This window comes from Sanguibacter gelidistatuariae (genome assembly GCF_900096585.1).
In the GTDB taxonomy this organism is placed as follows: Bacteria; Actinomycetota; Actinomycetes; order Actinomycetales; family Cellulomonadaceae; genus Sanguibacter; species Sanguibacter gelidistatuariae.
Genome location: NZ_FMYH01000003.1, coordinates 435,428 through 451,197, shown reverse-complemented (window position 1 = coordinate 451,197; position 15,770 = coordinate 435,428). Strand labels below are relative to the sequence as shown.

Sequence of the window (15,770 nt, the reverse complement as noted above, 5' to 3'; positions counted from 1 at the left end):
CTGAATCGCGCGCTCGGCACGGGCATCGCACCGAATCTCGGGATCGCATCCGGCGGACAGTCATCGCGTGATCGGGAAGGTCGGCGCGGACACGTCGAACACGGCCGCTCCCTTGCTCACCTCGGCCAACCGCAGTGTCGCCAGGACCTGCGCCTTGAGCGCCGAGTCGTGCGAGCTGCCCCATTCGATGACGACGCCGTCGCGCAGGGTCAGCGTGACCGCGTCCTGCGAGGCCGCCGCGATCGAGGCGACCTCCGCCCGGAGCTCGTCCGGGAGCGACTTCAGGACGGCCAGCGCCGCGTCGAGGGTGCGCTCGTCGTCCCCGGTCAGGGGGATGTTGATGACCGGCAGCTCGGCGGGGGCCTCGGGGACCGTGTCCACCACGACCGCGTCCTGGTCCATGAGTGCCATGCCGCCCTCGACCGGTATCGCGGCGACCGGTTCCCTGGCCACGACGTCGACCGCGAGGCCCGAAGGCCACTGCCGCTGGATCGAGACGTCGCGGATGTTGGGGACCTGGAGGATCTCCTCACGCAGGTCGGAGATGTCGACGAGGGCGAGCGAGGTGCCCTCCAGCTTGGCGACGACCGCGACCACCGCGTTCATGTCGACCGTGGTGCCGGTCCCCTTGACGACGAGGTGGTCGGCGTCGAAGGAGAGCATGTCGGAGGCGAAGAGCGCCCAGGTCACGGCGGCGACCACGACCGCGGTGGCTCCCCAGGCGATCACCAGCCGGGTGACCCGGTGACGGCGCATGGCCTTCTGCTCGGCGTGGCGCTCCGACATGCCGGTCGAGAGAACCGCGACCTTGGGCGGAGCCGTCCGCGCGATCGCCGACGTCGCGGTCGTGGGGCGTCCGACGACGACGGCCTGGCCGACCGTGCGCCCCTCGCCGGTGCGCGGCGTCGGTCCGGTTCCCGGTGCTCCCGCGGCGCGCGGGGTGGTCCCTGTACGCGCAGGCGCCCCGGTGCGCGGTGATTTTCCCGTGCGCGGAGCGGCCTCGGGTCGCTTGGTCGGCGCACTGGGCGGGGGCCCGTCGGGGGCACCCTGGCGTGGCCGAGCAGTCCGGGCCGGGGGCGCGGGCCGGTGAGGTGCCGGTTCGCCCGCCTCCTCCCTGGGGGCGCGAGGACGCGGGGCGGCAGGCTGCTTCATGCGCCCACTCCGCCCGCGGTCTCCTCCGGGAGGTCACCCGCTGCGACCCGGGCGGCCAGCTCTCCGAGGATCACCGCTCCCAGCTCTGTGACGTCCCCGGCTCCGACAGTGATCAGGAGGTCACCGGGCCGGGCGCGCCGGGCTAGGGTCTGGGCCGCCTCGAGCTTGTCCGCGACCACCTCGCCGCGTCCGGGCGTGGCCATCAGGTCGACGACGACGTGCGGTCCGACTGCAGGATCGTGGTCCTCGCGCGCGGCGTAGACGTCGCACACCACGGCGAGGTCTGCCAGCTCGAGGGCGTCGGCGAATGCCTGGGCGAAGATGGCTGTCCGGGAGTACAGGTGGGGCTGAAAGACCACAAGGATCCGCCCAGCCCCGACAACTCCACGGGCGGCCCGGAGCATGGCTGCGACCTCGGTCGGGTGGTGAGCGTAGTCGTCGACGACTCGCACGCCCCCGACCTCCCCGCGGCTCTCGAAACGACGACCCGTGCCACGGAAGGCTCCTACTGCGCGCGCGGCCACCGACGGCTCGATCCCGAGCAGGATCGCCGTGAGCACCGCGGCGGTCGCGTTGAGCGCGTTGTGCTCACCGGAGACGGCCAGCTCGACGTCGAGGACCTCGCCGTCCCGGGAGGCGGCCGTGCCCGCGGCCAGGGTGATCGTGAAGGTGCATGCCGCCGGTCCGGTCGCCGGGTCCGTGCGTATCCGGTATCCGCTGATCACCGCGGAGGTCGGCGACCCGACCTGTGGCGCGGCCCCAGATCCACCCCCGGATCCAGCCGGTGCCGACGTCCCGTATGTGAGGGCCGCTCCGCCCCCGGCGGTGTGGGTGCGCACGAGCTCGGCCGAGCCAGAGTCGTCGGCGCAGGCCACGAGGTGTCCGCCGGGGACGATCTGACCGGCGAAGGTCACGAAAGCCTGCTCGAAGGCCTCCCGAGACCCGTAGTGGTCGAGGTGGTCCGGCTCGACGTTGGTGACGACCGCGATGGTCGGTCGGTAGTTGAGGAAGGAGCCGTCGGACTCGTCGGCCTCGGCCACCAGCACGTCACCGGTCCCCGAGTACCCGCCTGGCAGCGCGCCGTCGTCGGTGAGCACCGATCCGCCGATCGCGAAGGACGGGTCGACTCCGCAGGCGCGCAGCGTCACCGCGATCATCGCCGACGTGGTGGTCTTGCCGTGCGCGCCGGCGACCGCGACCGACCTAGCACCGACCATGAGCAGCGCGAGCGCCTGGGACCGGTGCAGCACCCGCAGCCCGGCGGCCTGGGCCGCCACGAGCTCGGGGTTCTCCGGTCGCACAGCGCTCGAGAGCACCACGGTGTCCGCGCCGGCGACGTGCGCGCCGTCGTGCCCGATCCACACCCGGATGCCCGCCGCGTCCAGGGCGTCGGTGACCGCGCTGCGTCGGGCGTCGGAGCCCTGCACGCGCAGGCCGCGAGCCGCGAGCAGCTGGGCGACCACGGACATCCCGGCCCCGCCCACCCCGACGAGGTGCACGGTCCCAAGCTCGGCGAGCGTCTGGGGGGCGAGCTGCGCCGGGCTCATCGGGTCCCCGCCTCGTCTGCCGCGGCCGTGCCTGCCGCGTCTGCTGCGTCGTTGATGAGAGCCACGACCTTCGCCGCGGCGTCGGTGACCCCGGCTCCGCGCGCGGCCGAGCCCATCGCCTGGAGTGCAGCTGCATCGGCAAGCAGCGGGAGCACGGTCGACCGCGCCCAGGCGGGGGTGAAGTCGGCGTCGGACACCAGGATGCCTCCCCCGGCGCCGGTGACCGGGGCGGCGTTGAGGCGCTGCTCACCGTTGCCGACCGGCAGCGGCACGTAGACGGCCGGGAGCCCGAGGGCGGCCAGCTCGCACACCGTACCCGCGCCCGCGCGGCACACGACGAGGTCGGCGACCGCGTAGCCGAGGTGCATCTCGGACAGGTACTCCCGCACCTGGTAGTCGACCTGGTGCTCGGCGGGCAGGGCAGCGACGACGGCACGCACCGGCGTGTCCTTGCCCTTGCCGGTCAGGTGCAGCACCTGGACGCCCGCGGCCACGAGCTCGGGCGCGAGGGCAGCAAACGTCTCGTTGAGCCGTTGGGCGCCGAGGGACCCACCGGTCACGAGCACGACGGGTCGATCGGCGTCCAGCCCGAGGGCCTGGGCTGCCTGCGCCCTCGAGCCCGCCGCAGAGCGGGCTCGCTCGGCCACCAGGGAGGCGATCTCGCGGCGCAGCGGCAGGCCGGTGACCTGAGCGCCGCGCAGCTCGGTCGCGGGGAACGTCACGGCGACCGACCGGGCCCAGCGGGCACCGAGACGGTTGGCCAGCCCGGCCCGGGTGTTCTGCTCGTGGATGACCACGGGCACGCCGCGGCGTCGGGCAGCCAGATACGCCGGGGTCGAGACGTACCCGCCGAAGCCGACGACGACCTGCGCTCCGCTCTCGTCGATCGCGGCGCCCGCGGCGCGGACGGCCGCCCGCAGGCGGCCGGGCAGCCGCAGCCAGTCCAGGGTGGGTCGGCGCGGCATCGGGACCCGGGGCACGATCGCCAGCGGGTACCCCCGGGCGGGCACGAGGTCGGCCTCGAGGCCCTCGCGGGTGCCCAGCACGGTGACCGAGGCCCCCGGCGAGGTCGCCATGATCTCGTCCGCGACGGCGAGCAGCGGGTTCACGTGCCCCGCGGTGCCGCCTCCGGCAAGAAGTACTGACTCAATCACGTGTTCCATCACCCATGTTCGTTGTTGCCGGACGGTCCGTGCGTGTGCGCGCGCCGCCGCCACGTGGCCGAGCCGACCACAGCGATCGACTTGCGCACCACGCTCGGGCGGGCGGCCAGGGCTTCCCTGGCCCCGGGCTCGTCCCGCGCGAAAGAGATGAGGATCCCCAGGGCGAGCATCGTCGCGACGAGCGCCGACCCACCCGCGGAGATGAGGGGCAGCGGGACACCGATCACGGGAATCACTCCGATGACCACCCCGATGTTGATGAGCGCCTGGCCGATGATCCAGCAGGCCAGCGCGCCGGTAGTGATCTTCACCATGGGGTCGGGGTGGCGCCGGATGACGCGCACCATGCCGACCCCCAGGAGCGCGAACAGCCCGAGTACCAGGAGCGTGCCGAGCAGCCCGAGCTCTTCGCCGATCACCGAGAAGATGAAGTCGTTGTGCGCCTCGGGCAGGTAGGACCACTTCTCGCTGCCCGCGCCCAGCCCGACGCCGGTCAGCCCGCCCGTGCCCAGGCCCTCGAGCCCTCGCTTGACCTGGTAGCCGGCCCCGGCCGGGTCCGCGCTCGAGAACAGCTCGAGGATGCGTCCCTTCCGGTTCGCGGTCGAGGCCAGCAGCGCCACCACGACGCCGGTTCCGGCCGCCAAGACCCCGAAGACGCGCAGCGGGACCCCGGCGACGAAGAGCGCACCCGCCACGAGCATGATGAGGATCAGGGCGGTCCCGAGGTCCTTGCCCGCCAGCACGAGCGTGATGACCGCAAGGGAACCGGGCACGACGGCCGGGACGAGCGCGTGCTTCCAGTCGTGCAGGAGCGGGAGCTTGCGGGCAAGCACGACACCCAGCCACACCGCAAGGGCGACCTTGGCTAGTTCCGACGGCTGGATCGTGATGCCCCCACCGAGGTAGACCCAGCTTGTGTTGCCCTTCTCCCCGCGTGCCATCGGGGTGAAGATCAGCAACTGCAGGCAGATCGCGAAGATCAGCGCCGGCCAGGCGATCCGCTTGTAGACGGCGGGGCGCAGGTGCATCGCGACGATCATGAACGGCAGGCCCATGAGCGCAAACTTCGCCTGGTTGAGGAACACCGAGTAGGCGGACTTGCCGTCGGCCAGGGAGTCGATCGAGGAGCTCGAGAGCACCATGACGAGCCCGAGCACCAGAAGCAGCACGGTCGCCCCGAGCAGGACGTAATAGCTGGTCACGGCGCTGTTCCACTGGCCGAGCCAGGCTCCGCGCAGGGTCGGGCGGGCGGGCTGGGCCTTCCGGTCGGGCTGGGCCTTCCGGTCGGGTCGCGCGGCTGACGATGCAGCCGGCACCGCCGAGCTCGCGGGACGGGGCGGCCGTGTCACGGTGGCCACCTACCCTGCCGCCGCGGCGATCCTGCGCGCCTGACGCGCGAAGGACTCCCCACGCTCGGCGTAGGAGGCGAACTGGTCCATCGACGCGCTGGCGGGCGCGAGCAGGACCGTGTCGCCCGGTCGGGCGAGCTCGTGGGCCTGGTCGGCGGCGCGCTGCATCACCGTCTCAGTGTCACCAGGATCCACCTCGACGACGGGGATGTCGCCCGCGTGTCGGGCCAGCGCCTCGCGCAGCTCGTGATGGTCGACGCCGATCAGCACGACCGCGCGCAACCGGTCCGCGCGGCTGGCGACGAGCTCGTCGAAGGTCGCTCCCTTGGCCAGTCCGCCCGCGATCCAGACGACCGATCCGGGGGCGAAAGACGCCAGGGACGCGGACGCGGCGTGGGCGTTGGTGGCCTTGGAGTCATCGACAAAGGCGACCGGCCGCCGGTCCGCCACGGTCTCTGGGTCTGGTGCGGGAGCGTCCAGGGACGCCGGCACCCGTGCGGGAGCGAACGCGACCGTCTCGATCCGGTGGCCGCCCGGGGTGAAGGCGCGCAGGCCGTCCCGCACGGCTGCGGCAGACACCCCGTAGCCGCGGGCCAGCGCAGCCGCGGCGAGCGCGTTGGCCACCACGTGGGAGGGCACCGTGCCGTCGGGCCTGGCGAGGTGGGCCAGGTCGGTGTAGGAGGCGAGCTCGGCCGCGACGGTGTGCCGGGCGGGGTCGTCGCCGGCCGCGTGGAAGGCACGGTCGACGAGGATCCCCTCCACGACGCCGAGCTGGGACCGCGCCGGAGCGCCCAGCGTGAAGCCGACCGCGCGCGCGCCGTCCACCACGTCCGCCTCGCGGACGAGCCGCTCGGTGAGCGGGTCCTGGACGTTGTAGACGCAGGCGACCTGGACGCCGTCGTACACCTTGCCCTTGGTCGCGGCGTACTCCTCGAAGGAGCCGTGCCAGTCGATGTGGTCGGGCGCGACGTTGAGCACCGCGGCCACCTGCGCGGACATCGACTCTGTGAAGTGCAGCTGGAAGCTCGACAGCTCGATCGCGAGGACCTCGAGGTCAGGGTCGATCACGGCCTCGACCAGCGGGCGCCCCACGTTGCCCACGGCTGCGGCCTTGCGGCCGTCCGCGGCCAGGATCGAGGCGAGCATCTCCACGGTCGTGGTCTTGCCGTTGGTCCCGGTCAGCGCGAGCCAGGGGGCCGGCTCACCGGTCGCGGCTGTGGCCACGCGCAGCTGCCACGCGAGCTCGATCTCGCTCCAGACGGGCACGCCGGCCGCGTGAGCCGCGAGGAACACCGGGTTTGTCGGGCGCCAGCCTGGGGAGGCGATCACGACGTCGACCGCAGCGAGGTCGACGTCGGACGCGTCGTGGAAGTCCGCGTCGGGGGCACCGGCGTCGATCGTGAGGACCGTGCGCGCGCGGGTGGCCAGCACTCGGGCGACCGCGCGTCCGGTCATGCCCAGGCCGGCCACCAGAACTGTGGACCGTGCGAGGTCGACCACTATCCGACGACCCACTCTGCGTAGAAGATTCCCAGGCCCAGGGCGACGAACAGCCCGGCGATGATCCAGAACCGGATGACGATCGTGACCTCGCCCCAGCCGGACAGCTCGAAGTGGTGATGCAGCGGCGCCATCTTGAACACCCGCCGCCCGGTCATCTTGAAGAAGCCGATCTGGATCACGTCGGAGAGCACGACGAGGACGAACAGGCCGCCCAGGATGATCGCGAGCAGCTCGGTGCGGCTGAGGATCGACAGCCCGGCGAGCGCGCCACCGAGGGCGAGGGATCCGGTGTCGCCCATGAAGATCTTCGCCGGGGAGGCGTTCCACCACAGGAAACCGAAGAGCGCTCCGACAAGGGCGGCCGCGACGACCGCGAGATCGAGAGGGTCACGGACCTCGTAGCACCGCGGCCCCACGGCCCACTGGCAGTTCTGGTTGAACTGCCAGATGGCGACGATGACGTAGCCGCCGAACACCATGAGCGAGACGCCGGTCGCCAGGCCGTCGAGGCCGTCGGTGAGGTTCACCGCATTCGACCACGCGGTGATGATGAGGTTCGCCCACAGCACGAACAAGATCAAGCCGAGAGTCACGCCCGCGAAGGCGAGGTCGATGTTGGTGTCGCGGATGAAGGAGATCTTCGTCGACGCGGGCGTACGGAAGTTGGCGTTCGGGAACTGCAGCGCGAGGATCGCGAAGCTGATCCCGACGATCCCCTGCCCGATGATCTTCCATCGAGCGGACAGGCCGAGGCTCCGCTGCTTGGAGATCTTGATGTAGTCGTCGAGGAAGCCGACCAGGCCGAGGCCGGTCATGAGGAAGATCACCAGGACGGACGACACCGACGGGAGTCGGCCGCTCACCACGCAGGAGGCGGCCCACCCGACGAGCGTGGCGCCGATGATGACGACGCCACCCATGGTTGGCGTCCCGCGCTTGGTGAAGTGCGCGGTAGGTCCGTCCTGCCGGATGAACTGGCCGTAGTTGCGCTTGACCAGGAACTTGATGAACAACGGCGTGCACAGCAGCGCGACAAGGAGCGAGACACCCGCCGAGACGAGGACAGCGATCATGAAGCGACCAGCTCGTCGCCCAGGCGCCACAGCCCGGCGCCGTTGGAGGACTTCACCAGCACGACGTCGCCCTCGCGCAGCTCACCGGCCAGGAAGTCCGCCGCGGCGGCGACGTCGGGAAGCTCGAGGACCTCTTCGCCCCATGACCCTTCCTGGATCGCGCCGTCGGCGAGACCCGAGGTACCGTCGCCGACGACGATGAGCAGCTTGATGTTGAGCCGGACGACAAGGAGGCCGATCGCCTCATGATCGGCCCGGGACCCGGCGCCGAGCTCGAGCATGTCCCCGAGGACCGCGATCGACCGGCGATCACGCCCCGCCATGACGGCGAGGGACTTGAGAGCCGCCCGCATCGAGTCGGGGTTCGCGTTGTAGGAGTCGTCGATGATCGTGACGCCGTCCGCGCGTTCGGTCACGGCCATCCGGTGCGGGCTGAGCGCCTGCGCCCCGGAGATCCGAGCGGCCGCGTCGGCGAGCGACACGCCGAGCTCGACGGCGGCTGCAGCGGCGGCGAGCGCGTTGGTCAGGTGGTGCTCGCCGTAGAGGTTGAGGGTGACGGCATGCGCCTCGTCGCCCATGGTCAGGACGGCGGAGACCCGGCCGGCCCGGTCGACGCTGATGTCGCGGGCCCGCAGCGTGGAGTCGCGCACAGTTCCGAAGGTCACGACGCGGTCGGGGGCGATCTCTCGCATGGCCACGACCCGCAGGTCGTCGGCGTTGAGGACCGCCACGCCGCCGGGCGCCAGCCCGGTGACGATCTCCGACTTCGCCCGGGCGACCGCCTCGATCCCCCCGAAGCCGCCCAGGTGGGCGGTGCCCACGGCCAGCACGATCGAGACGTCGGGCGGCGCGATGCCCGTGAGGTAGGTCAGGTCGCCGGCTGCGGAGGCGCCCATCTCGAGCACGAGGTACGTCGTGGACGGGCCGGCCTCCAGGACGGTCAGCGGGAGGCCGATCTCGTTGTTGAAGGATGCCTCGGGCAGGACGGTCTCGCCCGAGGGGCGCAGCACCTGGCCGAGCAGGTCCTTGGTCGTGGTCTTGCCGACGGATCCCGTCACCGCGACCACCCGCAGGCCACCACCCGCGCGCAGCTTGCGCAGGTGGTCGGCGGCGAGCAGGCCGAGGGCACGGGGGACGTCGTCGACGACGACGGCGGGGACGCCGTCAATCTGCCGGTTCGCCAGAACCAGGGTCGCGCCGGCGGTGACCGCGGCCGCAGCGTGGTCGTGACCGTCGGAGGTCTCCCCGGCCAGTGCGACGAACAGGCTGCCCGCGGCGACCTTGCGTGAGTCGATCACCGTTGGACCGGCAACCCGGGTGCCGGGAGCCGCCTGCAGGGCGCCACCGGTGAGCTGCGCAACTTCCGCTGCGGTCAGATCGATCACTTGCTGAGCTCCTTCGTCATGTCATTCCTGCGCGCCGCAGCTGCGGCGCGTGCCTCGACGCGGTCGTCGAGAGGGTGGTCCACCCCGTTGATCTCCTGCCACACCTCGTGCCCCCGCCCCGCGACCAGGACAGTATCCTCGTCCCGTGCGTGGCGGATCGCCTCGGCGATGGCGCGCGCCCGCGGGGCGATCTCCAGCACCTCGACCTGTCGCGCCCCTGCTCGCGCCCCCGCCGAGCCGACCTCGCCGTCTGGACCGGCCGCCGCGCGGGCTCCGACCAGGACCTGCTGCCGGATCTGCGAGGCGTCCTCACCGTGCGGGTCGTCGTCGGTCACCACGACCACGTCCGCGAGCCCGACGGCCACAGCTCCCATGATCGGTCGCTTGCCTGTGTCCCGCTCGCCGGTCGCACCGAAGACGACGATGAGCCGTCCCACGGTCGTCGGCCGCAGGGCTGCGATCGCCAGGCCAAGAGCGTCCGGGTTGTGAGCAAAGTCGACGATCACCCGGGGCTCGCTGGCAACAGGTTCCATCCTGCCAGGGACGGCCGCGTCCACTCCCCCGATCCCCTCGAGCGCGGCTGTGAGGACGGCCACGTCGACCCCGCTCTCGATGACCATGACGAGCGCGAGGGCGGCGTTGGCGACGTTGAAGGCGCCGGGCAGCGAGGTCGACGTGGACACGGTCCGTCCGTCCCGGTGAACCAGGGTGAAGGCCGAGCCGGTGGGGCCGGCCTCGACGTCCACGACGGCCCAGTCGGCGGCGGGCTGGTCGGCAGCGGACTGGTCGGGGTCGTCCAGGCCGTCGGCGGTACGCAGCGTCACAACCGGGATCGTCACGGTCGAGGCGAGCCGTCGGCCCCATGTCTCATCGACGATCACGACGCCGCGGCGAGCACGGCTCGGGGTGAAGAGCTCGGCCTTGGCCAGGAAATAGTCCTCGAGGGTCCCGTGGAAGTCGAGGTGGTCCTGGCTGAGGTTGGTGAACCCAGCCACGTCGAAGACGATCCCGTCGACGCGGTGCTGGACCAAGGCGTGCGAGGACACCTCCATCGCGAGGGCGTCCACCCGGTCCTCGCGCATGACCGCGAGGACGCCCTGGAGCGCGGCGGCGTCCGGGGTGGTCAGCCGGCTGGGCAGGACGCGGGCCCCGGAGCGTGTCTCGACCGTGCCGATCAGCCCGACCGTGCGTCCTATCGCGGACAGCAGGTGGTCGATGAGGTACGTCGTGGTCGTCTTGCCGTTCGTCCCGGTCACCGCGAAGGTCGTCAGGGCGTCGCCCGGATGGTCGTAGAACCAGGTCGCGACCGCGCCGAGCATCGAGCGGGGGTCGGTGCCGGCGGGCATCGTCAGGACCGGGACCGCGGGGCAGGTGCCGGCTGAGATCGCGGCCTCCACGATCCCCTGGCCGTCGTGGTCGGTGAGGACACCGGCGGCACCCGCGCGGACGGCCCTCCCGGTGTACCGGGCGCCGTGCGAGGCGGTGCCGCGAAGTGCGATGAAGAGATCCCCTGGGACGACGTCCGCGCTGCTCGCGGCCACTCCGGTGAGCGTGACGGCGGCGTCGGCCGGGCGTGCTCCGAGGCCGAGCGCGTGCGCGAGGTCCCCCACGGAACGTGGTCGTTGCGCGGTCGGGCGCATGAGGCCCTGCACGGAAGTCATGGGTGCCAATCTATCGCGGGTGGGACTAGATCCTGAGTCCGCTGTCGCATGCCGGGCGCCCATGGCGACTGCAGCGTGCACGTGATCACCAGGTCGTGGGGAAGAGATCTGGGGTCGTTCCGCTCGGTACCACCCCGAGCTTCTGCAGCGCGAACGCCGTGACCTCGGAGAAGACGGGTGCTGCGACGACGCCGCCATAGATCGACGCGGTGGGGTTCTCGATGAAGACACCCACCGCGATCCGGGGGTCGTCCGCCGGGGCGACCCCGATGAAGGAGGACAGGATGCCGTCCAGCTGCCCGGAAGGGCCGGGGATCTGCGCCGTGCCGGTCTTACCGGCGACGCGATAGCCGGCGATCTCCGCGCCCGCTCCGGTCCCGTCGAGGACGGCCGACTCGGTCATCTTCAGGACCTGGTCGGCCGTGCTCTCCGAGACCACTCGCACCCCTTCGGGCTGGACGGAGGGAGTGAAGATCCCAGCGGCGTCGGTCGTGCCGGCGACCAGATGCGGGGTCATCCGGACGCCCCCGTTGGCGATGGTCGCAAACACGTTGGTCGCCTGGAGCGCGGTCACCGAAAAACCTTGGCCGAAGAGCACCGCGTACTTGGTGCTGCCGTCCCACTTGTCGGCCTCGGCGAGCAGGCCCTTCTCCTCCCCGGCGAGCTCGACGCCGGTCTTGGAACCGAAACCGAACTTCGTGAGGTAATCGTGGCGGACCTGCTGCGGCAGCTTCTGCCCGACCATGACCGTGCCGGTGTTGGACGACTCCGCGAGGATGCCGGTGAGCGTCCAGTTCGCGTCCGCGTGGTCGTGGGAGTCCTTGAAGGTCTGGTTGTTGACGGTCGTGTAGCGATCCGGGACGACAAACTGATCGGTCGGTGTGGCCAGGCCCGTCTCGATGAGCGCGGACATGGTGACGATCTTCGCGGTCGACCCGGGGTCGAAGATCGTCGAGATCGCTTGGCTTCCGCCGAAGCCGGTCGGGTTGTTCGGGTCGATCGATCCCGCGTCGGCGAGGGCGTAGATTGCGCCGGTCTTGATGTTGGTGACGACGAGGAATCCCCCGGTGCCGCCCATCTTCGTGATCTGCTCCTCAAGGGCCGCCTTCGCCATCCACTGCAGATCGCGGATCATCGTCAGGGTGACGTCGTCCCCCGGGACCGCTTCGGTGCTGGACTGTTCACCGGTCGGGATGACGTGACCGGACCGGCCGCCCTCGTAGGTCGTGCTGCCGGCCGAGCCGGAGAGGATGTCGTTGAGGGAGTACTCCAGGCCGGACTGGCCGTTGCCGTCCTGGCCGGTGAAGCCGACGATGTTTCCGCCGGTGGTTCCGGCCGGGTAGGACCGCTCGGGCTGAGACTCGGCGAAGATGCCGGAGATCTTCAGCGCGCGGATAGCGTCCCAGGTCTCCTGGGACACATCCATCGTGATGGTCTTGTGCTGGTTCTTCTCCCCGTTGAGTGCAGCCGCCAGCTCGGGGGCCGAGAGCTCGAGGATCGGGGCGAGCAGGCGCGCCGCTTCGGTCGGTCCGCCCTTGATCGTCCCGTCGACGGAGTGCTTCCAGGCCGCGATGAGCGGCTGGTCGGCGAAGATGTTGTAGCGGTCGACCGAGGTCGCCAGGATGTTCCCGTCCAGGTCGGTGATCTGGCCGCGCACCGCCGGGATGGTGATCGTGCGGATCCGCAGGCTCTGGGCTTCGGCAGCCAGCGCAGGCCCCAGGTACGCCTGGACGTAGATCAGCCGACCGGTGAAGAGCACCAGTACGACCATCACGGCGATGCTCAGCACCCGGATCCGGCCGTTGGGGTTGCCTGTGCGGGCAGGCTTGGCCGCCTTCGGTGGTCGAGGGGGGCGGGGCGGGCGCCGCGAGGACGTGAGCGTTCCTGACCCGCTCCGGAGCGCAACCGCGGTCATGCCTGCGCCCACCTTCCGCCGGCGCTTGTCGGGTCCCCGGGTGGGGCGCGGGTCGGACGCCTTCGCAGCCGGGGTGCGTGCGGAGGTGTCGCCATCGCGCGTGGAGGCACGGGGGGATGAGACACGGGGGGACCGAGCGGACGTCTTCGCCCTGGACGACGTCGCGGCAGCCCCGCGCGGTGCCCCCACGGCACCTCCGTCTCCACGTGCTGCAGTCGTCCGGGCAGGCGTGGCGCGCCCGGCGGTGGTGCGCGTCGTCGAGCGGGCGCCTGCCGGACGGTGAGGCTTGTCCTGTGCCGGCGACGACGGCTTGGCCGTCGACGTCGAGCCGGAGGTGCGCCCACTCTTGGACGCGGCTCTGGCGCCGGCACCCTTCACGAGATCTCCCCTGCCGGAGTCGCGCGTGCCACCACTGCGGGTCGCGGGCGTGCGATCGTCTCGGGAGCCCGCGGGGCGCGCCGTGGTCACTGACCTGCCTCCGGCGCGGCAGCACCACCGAAGATCGATTGGTCGGAGAGCCTGAGTATCCCCGGGTTCGCAACCTGGACCATGCCCAGCGCCGTGGCCTGGGCGGCGAGGGCCTGCGGTGAGGTCAGCGCGTCGAGGTCGGCCTGGTAGCGGTCGGTGGCCTGCGCCTGGACGGCGAGCTCACGCTTGATCCGCTGTGCCTCATAGGAGCCGTCGGCCATCGCCGTGTTCAGGACGAGGGTGCCCAGCAGTGCGGCACCGAGGATCCCGATGCAGGTGAGCACGAAGGGGACTCGGCTGCGCGCGTGCACAGGCGCCTGGACGAGCCGCAGCCGAGGCACGGCCTCGCTCGGGCGGCTAGCCGGGACCGAGGTCTCGCGGACGGGAAGAACCCGCGCAGCACTGGTGTGTGCAGAACTCATGATCAGCGCTCCGATCGACTCTTCATATGGGTAGGCGTTGGACGGAGTCGTTGTGCGGCTCGCAACCGGACCGAGGCGGAACGAGGATTGCGTTCGAGCTCGGCCGCGTCGGCCTCCTCGGCGCCGCGGGTGAGCAGCGTGAGGTAGGGCTTGTGGGTCTCCGGCTCGACCGGGAGGTCCGGAGGAGCGCTCGACGTCGCGCCGCGGACCAGCTCACGTTTGGTGAGCCGGTCCTCGAGCGAGTGGTAGGACTCCACGACGATCCGGCCGCCCACGGCCAGGGCCTCGACAGCGGCCGGGAGCGCCCGCGCCAAGACTTCGAGCTCGCCGTTGACCTCGATGCGCAAGGCCTGGAAGGTGCGTTTGGCCGGGTTGCCCTGTCCCTTGCGGGTCGCGGCCGGGATGCACGCACGGACAAGGTCGACGAGGGCGGCTGACCGCTCCCACGGAGTCGTCTGACGGCGGGCGACGATGGACCTGGCGATCTTGGAGGCGTAGCGCTCCTCGCCGTACTCGCGCAGGATCCGTGTCAGGTCGCGTTCGTCATAGGTGTTGAGGACCTGCGCCGCGGTCAGCTCGGCTGTGGAATCCATCCGCATGTCCAAGGGTGCGTCCTGGGCGTAGGAGAACCCCCGCTCGGACTCGTCGATCTGCAGGGAGGAGACCCCAAGGTCCATGAGGACGCCCTGCACGGACGGTATAGCGAGGTCCGCGAGGACCTCGCCGATCTCGTCGTAGACGGCGTGGACGCCGGTGAAACGGTCGCCGAAGCGGGCCAGCCGGGCGCCCGCAAGCTCAAGCGCCTGCTGGTCCCGGTCGATGCCGATCGCCCGAACCTGGGGGAAGCGTCGCAGGACCTCTTCGGTGTGACCACCCATCCCGAGCGTGCAGTCGACGTAGACGGCTCCTGGAGCCTCGAGTGCGGGAGCCAGGAGGTCCACGCAGCGCTCGAGGAGAACAGGAACATGACGGTCTGCGGCATCGCCAGACGGCTGTGAACCGTCCTCGTCTGCTGGCGTCATGCTTCGTCCTCCTGCTCTGCCGATGGGTCTTCGTCGGGGACTGCCGTGCTCAGGCCGGGCCTCGCGCACCGTCTGTACTGCTTGCGGTACACCCGATCAGGTCTCCCTCCGCGACTGTCTGACACCGGGGAAGTGCGTCAGACCGAGCGGGAGGAGGCCTCATCGTGCGTGCTGCACCTGCTAAAACCGCAGGCTCGGAAGGACTTCTTCGGCGGTGTCGGCGTACCCGGCCTCTTGCTCTGCCAGGTAGGCGTCCCACGACGACGCGTCCCAGATCTCGACGCGGGTGCCCGCTCCGATCACTGCAACTTCCCTGCCGAGCCCCGCGTACTCACGGAGGTTGGCCGGGATGGAGATCCGTCCCTGCTTGTCGGGCATCTCGTCGCTTGCTCCCGAGAGGAAGACCCGCAGGTAGTCGCGCGCCTGCTTGCTCGTCACGGGGGCCTGCCGGATCTGCTCGTACATGCGACGAAACTCGTCCATCGGCAGCAAGAAGAGGCAGCGTTCCTGTCCCCGCGTCATCACCAGGCCCGGCGCAAGCTGGGCTCGGAACTTCGCGGGGAGGATCAGTCGCCCCTTCTCGTCAAGACGAGGGGTGTACGTCCCCAAGAGCAGGCTGGGCGAGCCACCGAACGATTCGCTCACGACCCTCCCCTTCTGCTCCAGTGGCTCCACGGTACTCCACTTCCCTCCACTCCTCTCGGGCGAACACCAAAACTTCACCCACGCGCCATCAAATGCGCAGGTCACAGCGGTGGGGAGAAGTGGAGGGAGTTGAACGTCCAAGGTCTCGCTTTGACGCCTTTGGGAGCCAACCGTCTATTGACGAGAGCCTGAAACGCCCCCCAAACGCCGAGAAACCCTCCATTTCCAGCGCTGCCGGCTCGCCTGACACGGTCCGGTGGAGGGAAGTGGGGGCGGTCGCGAGAACGGGCCTTGTTCACGAGCTCGGCAAACAGTCGACGAGTTCGGCGGAGGCACGGAGCGCGCGAGACGGCGCGAGCGCGACACGGGGGCGAGCGGGGCGGGGGGCGTCGGGAAGGACGGCGCACGACAGAGGGAGTCGGCTGCATCGCAGCCGACTCCCTCGGGTCAGGTCTTGGTCCTACG

Annotated in this window: 12 protein-coding genes; all 12 read right to left on the bottom strand. The window is 70.9% G+C overall.

The window, feature by feature from the left end; translation table 11 throughout:
* Positions 1–60 precede the first annotated feature (60 nt).
* Entirely contained in the window at positions 61–1,152 is a 1,092-nt protein-coding gene (locus BLQ50_RS09750; protein WP_093183193.1) for a cell division protein FtsQ/DivIB, read from the bottom strand.
* Positions 1,149–2,699, bottom strand: a complete 1,551-nt coding sequence (locus tag BLQ50_RS09745) for a UDP-N-acetylmuramate--L-alanine ligase (protein WP_093183191.1) — start codon at positions 2,697–2,699, stop codon at positions 1,149–1,151. Before BLQ50_RS09745 ends, BLQ50_RS09750 begins: the two co-directional genes overlap by 4 nt.
* Positions 2,696–3,862 carry an undecaprenyldiphospho-muramoylpentapeptide beta-N-acetylglucosaminyltransferase gene (murG, locus tag BLQ50_RS09740; RefSeq protein WP_093183190.1) on the bottom strand — a complete coding sequence of 389 codons (1,167 nt, stop codon included), beginning with the start codon at positions 3,860–3,862 and terminating at the stop codon, positions 2,696–2,698. The genes BLQ50_RS09745 and murG overlap by 4 nt, the downstream gene beginning before the upstream one ends.
* On the bottom strand, positions 3,862–5,211 hold the full coding sequence (locus BLQ50_RS09735) for an FtsW/RodA/SpoVE family cell cycle protein (protein ID WP_425424089.1): 1,350 nt from the start codon (positions 5,209–5,211) through the stop codon (positions 3,862–3,864). The genes murG and BLQ50_RS09735 overlap by 1 nt, the downstream gene beginning before the upstream one ends.
* 9 nt (positions 5,212–5,220) lie before the next feature.
* The gene (gene murD, locus BLQ50_RS09730) at positions 5,221–6,711 is read right to left on the bottom strand and encodes a UDP-N-acetylmuramoyl-L-alanine--D-glutamate ligase (RefSeq protein WP_281181320.1); all 1,491 of its coding nucleotides are present in this window, start codon (positions 6,709–6,711) and stop codon (positions 5,221–5,223) included.
* Positions 6,711–7,787, bottom strand: a complete 1,077-nt coding sequence (gene mraY / locus BLQ50_RS09725) for a phospho-N-acetylmuramoyl-pentapeptide-transferase (RefSeq protein ID WP_093183188.1) — start codon at positions 7,785–7,787, stop codon at positions 6,711–6,713. Before mraY ends, murD begins: the two co-directional genes overlap by 1 nt.
* Positions 7,784–9,172, bottom strand: coding sequence for a UDP-N-acetylmuramoyl-tripeptide--D-alanyl-D-alanine ligase (locus BLQ50_RS09720; protein ID WP_093183187.1), 1,389 nt, complete (start codon positions 9,170–9,172; stop codon positions 7,784–7,786). The genes mraY and BLQ50_RS09720 overlap by 4 nt, the downstream gene beginning before the upstream one ends.
* Positions 9,169–10,833 (bottom strand): UDP-N-acetylmuramoyl-L-alanyl-D-glutamate--2,6-diaminopimelate ligase, encoded by a 1,665-nt coding sequence (locus tag BLQ50_RS09715; protein ID WP_093183185.1) that lies wholly within the window; start codon positions 10,831–10,833, stop codon positions 9,169–9,171. The genes BLQ50_RS09720 and BLQ50_RS09715 overlap by 4 nt, the downstream gene beginning before the upstream one ends.
* A gap of 85 nt (positions 10,834–10,918) precedes the next feature.
* Positions 10,919–12,748 (bottom strand): peptidoglycan D,D-transpeptidase FtsI family protein, encoded by a 1,830-nt coding sequence (locus BLQ50_RS09710; protein ID WP_245701043.1) that lies wholly within the window; start codon positions 12,746–12,748, stop codon positions 10,919–10,921.
* A 464-nt stretch (positions 12,749–13,212) separates the two neighbouring features.
* Positions 13,213–13,638 (bottom strand): cell division protein FtsL, encoded by a 426-nt coding sequence (gene ftsL / locus BLQ50_RS09705; protein WP_093183182.1) that lies wholly within the window; start codon positions 13,636–13,638, stop codon positions 13,213–13,215.
* Between the two features lie 2 nt (positions 13,639–13,640).
* Positions 13,641–14,660 (bottom strand): 16S rRNA (cytosine(1402)-N(4))-methyltransferase RsmH, encoded by a 1,020-nt coding sequence (gene rsmH, locus BLQ50_RS09700; RefSeq protein WP_093183181.1) that lies wholly within the window; start codon positions 14,658–14,660, stop codon positions 13,641–13,643.
* A gap of 180 nt (positions 14,661–14,840) precedes the next feature.
* Positions 14,841–15,305 (bottom strand): division/cell wall cluster transcriptional repressor MraZ, encoded by a 465-nt coding sequence (gene mraZ, locus BLQ50_RS09695; protein WP_093183351.1) that lies wholly within the window; start codon positions 15,303–15,305, stop codon positions 14,841–14,843.
* Between the last annotated feature and the right edge of the window lie 465 nt (positions 15,306–15,770).

Excerpts from the sequence above, each read along its gene's own strand:
- BLQ50_RS09750 (WP_093183193.1), bottom strand. The coding sequence starts at position 1,152 with ATGAAGCAGCCTGCCGCCCCGCGTCCTCGCGCCCCCAGGGAGGAGGCG.
- BLQ50_RS09745 (WP_093183191.1), bottom strand. The coding sequence starts at position 2,699 with ATGAGCCCGGCGCAGCTCGCCCCCCAGACGCTCGCCGAGCTTGGGACC.
- murG (WP_093183190.1), bottom strand. The coding sequence starts at position 3,862 with ATGGAACACGTGATTGAGTCAGTACTTCTTGCCGGAGGCGGCACCGCG.
- mraY (WP_093183188.1), bottom strand. The coding sequence starts at position 7,787 with ATGATCGCTGTCCTCGTCTCGGCGGGTGTCTCGCTCCTTGTCGCGCTG.
- BLQ50_RS09715 (WP_093183185.1), bottom strand. The coding sequence starts at position 10,833 with ATGACTTCCGTGCAGGGCCTCATGCGCCCGACCGCGCAACGACCACGT.
- BLQ50_RS09710 (WP_245701043.1), bottom strand. The coding sequence starts at position 12,748 with ATGACCGCGGTTGCGCTCCGGAGCGGGTCAGGAACGCTCACGTCCTCG.
- ftsL (WP_093183182.1), bottom strand. The coding sequence starts at position 13,638 with ATGAGTTCTGCACACACCAGTGCTGCGCGGGTTCTTCCCGTCCGCGAG.
- rsmH (WP_093183181.1), bottom strand. The coding sequence starts at position 14,660 with ATGACGCCAGCAGACGAGGACGGTTCACAGCCGTCTGGCGATGCCGCA.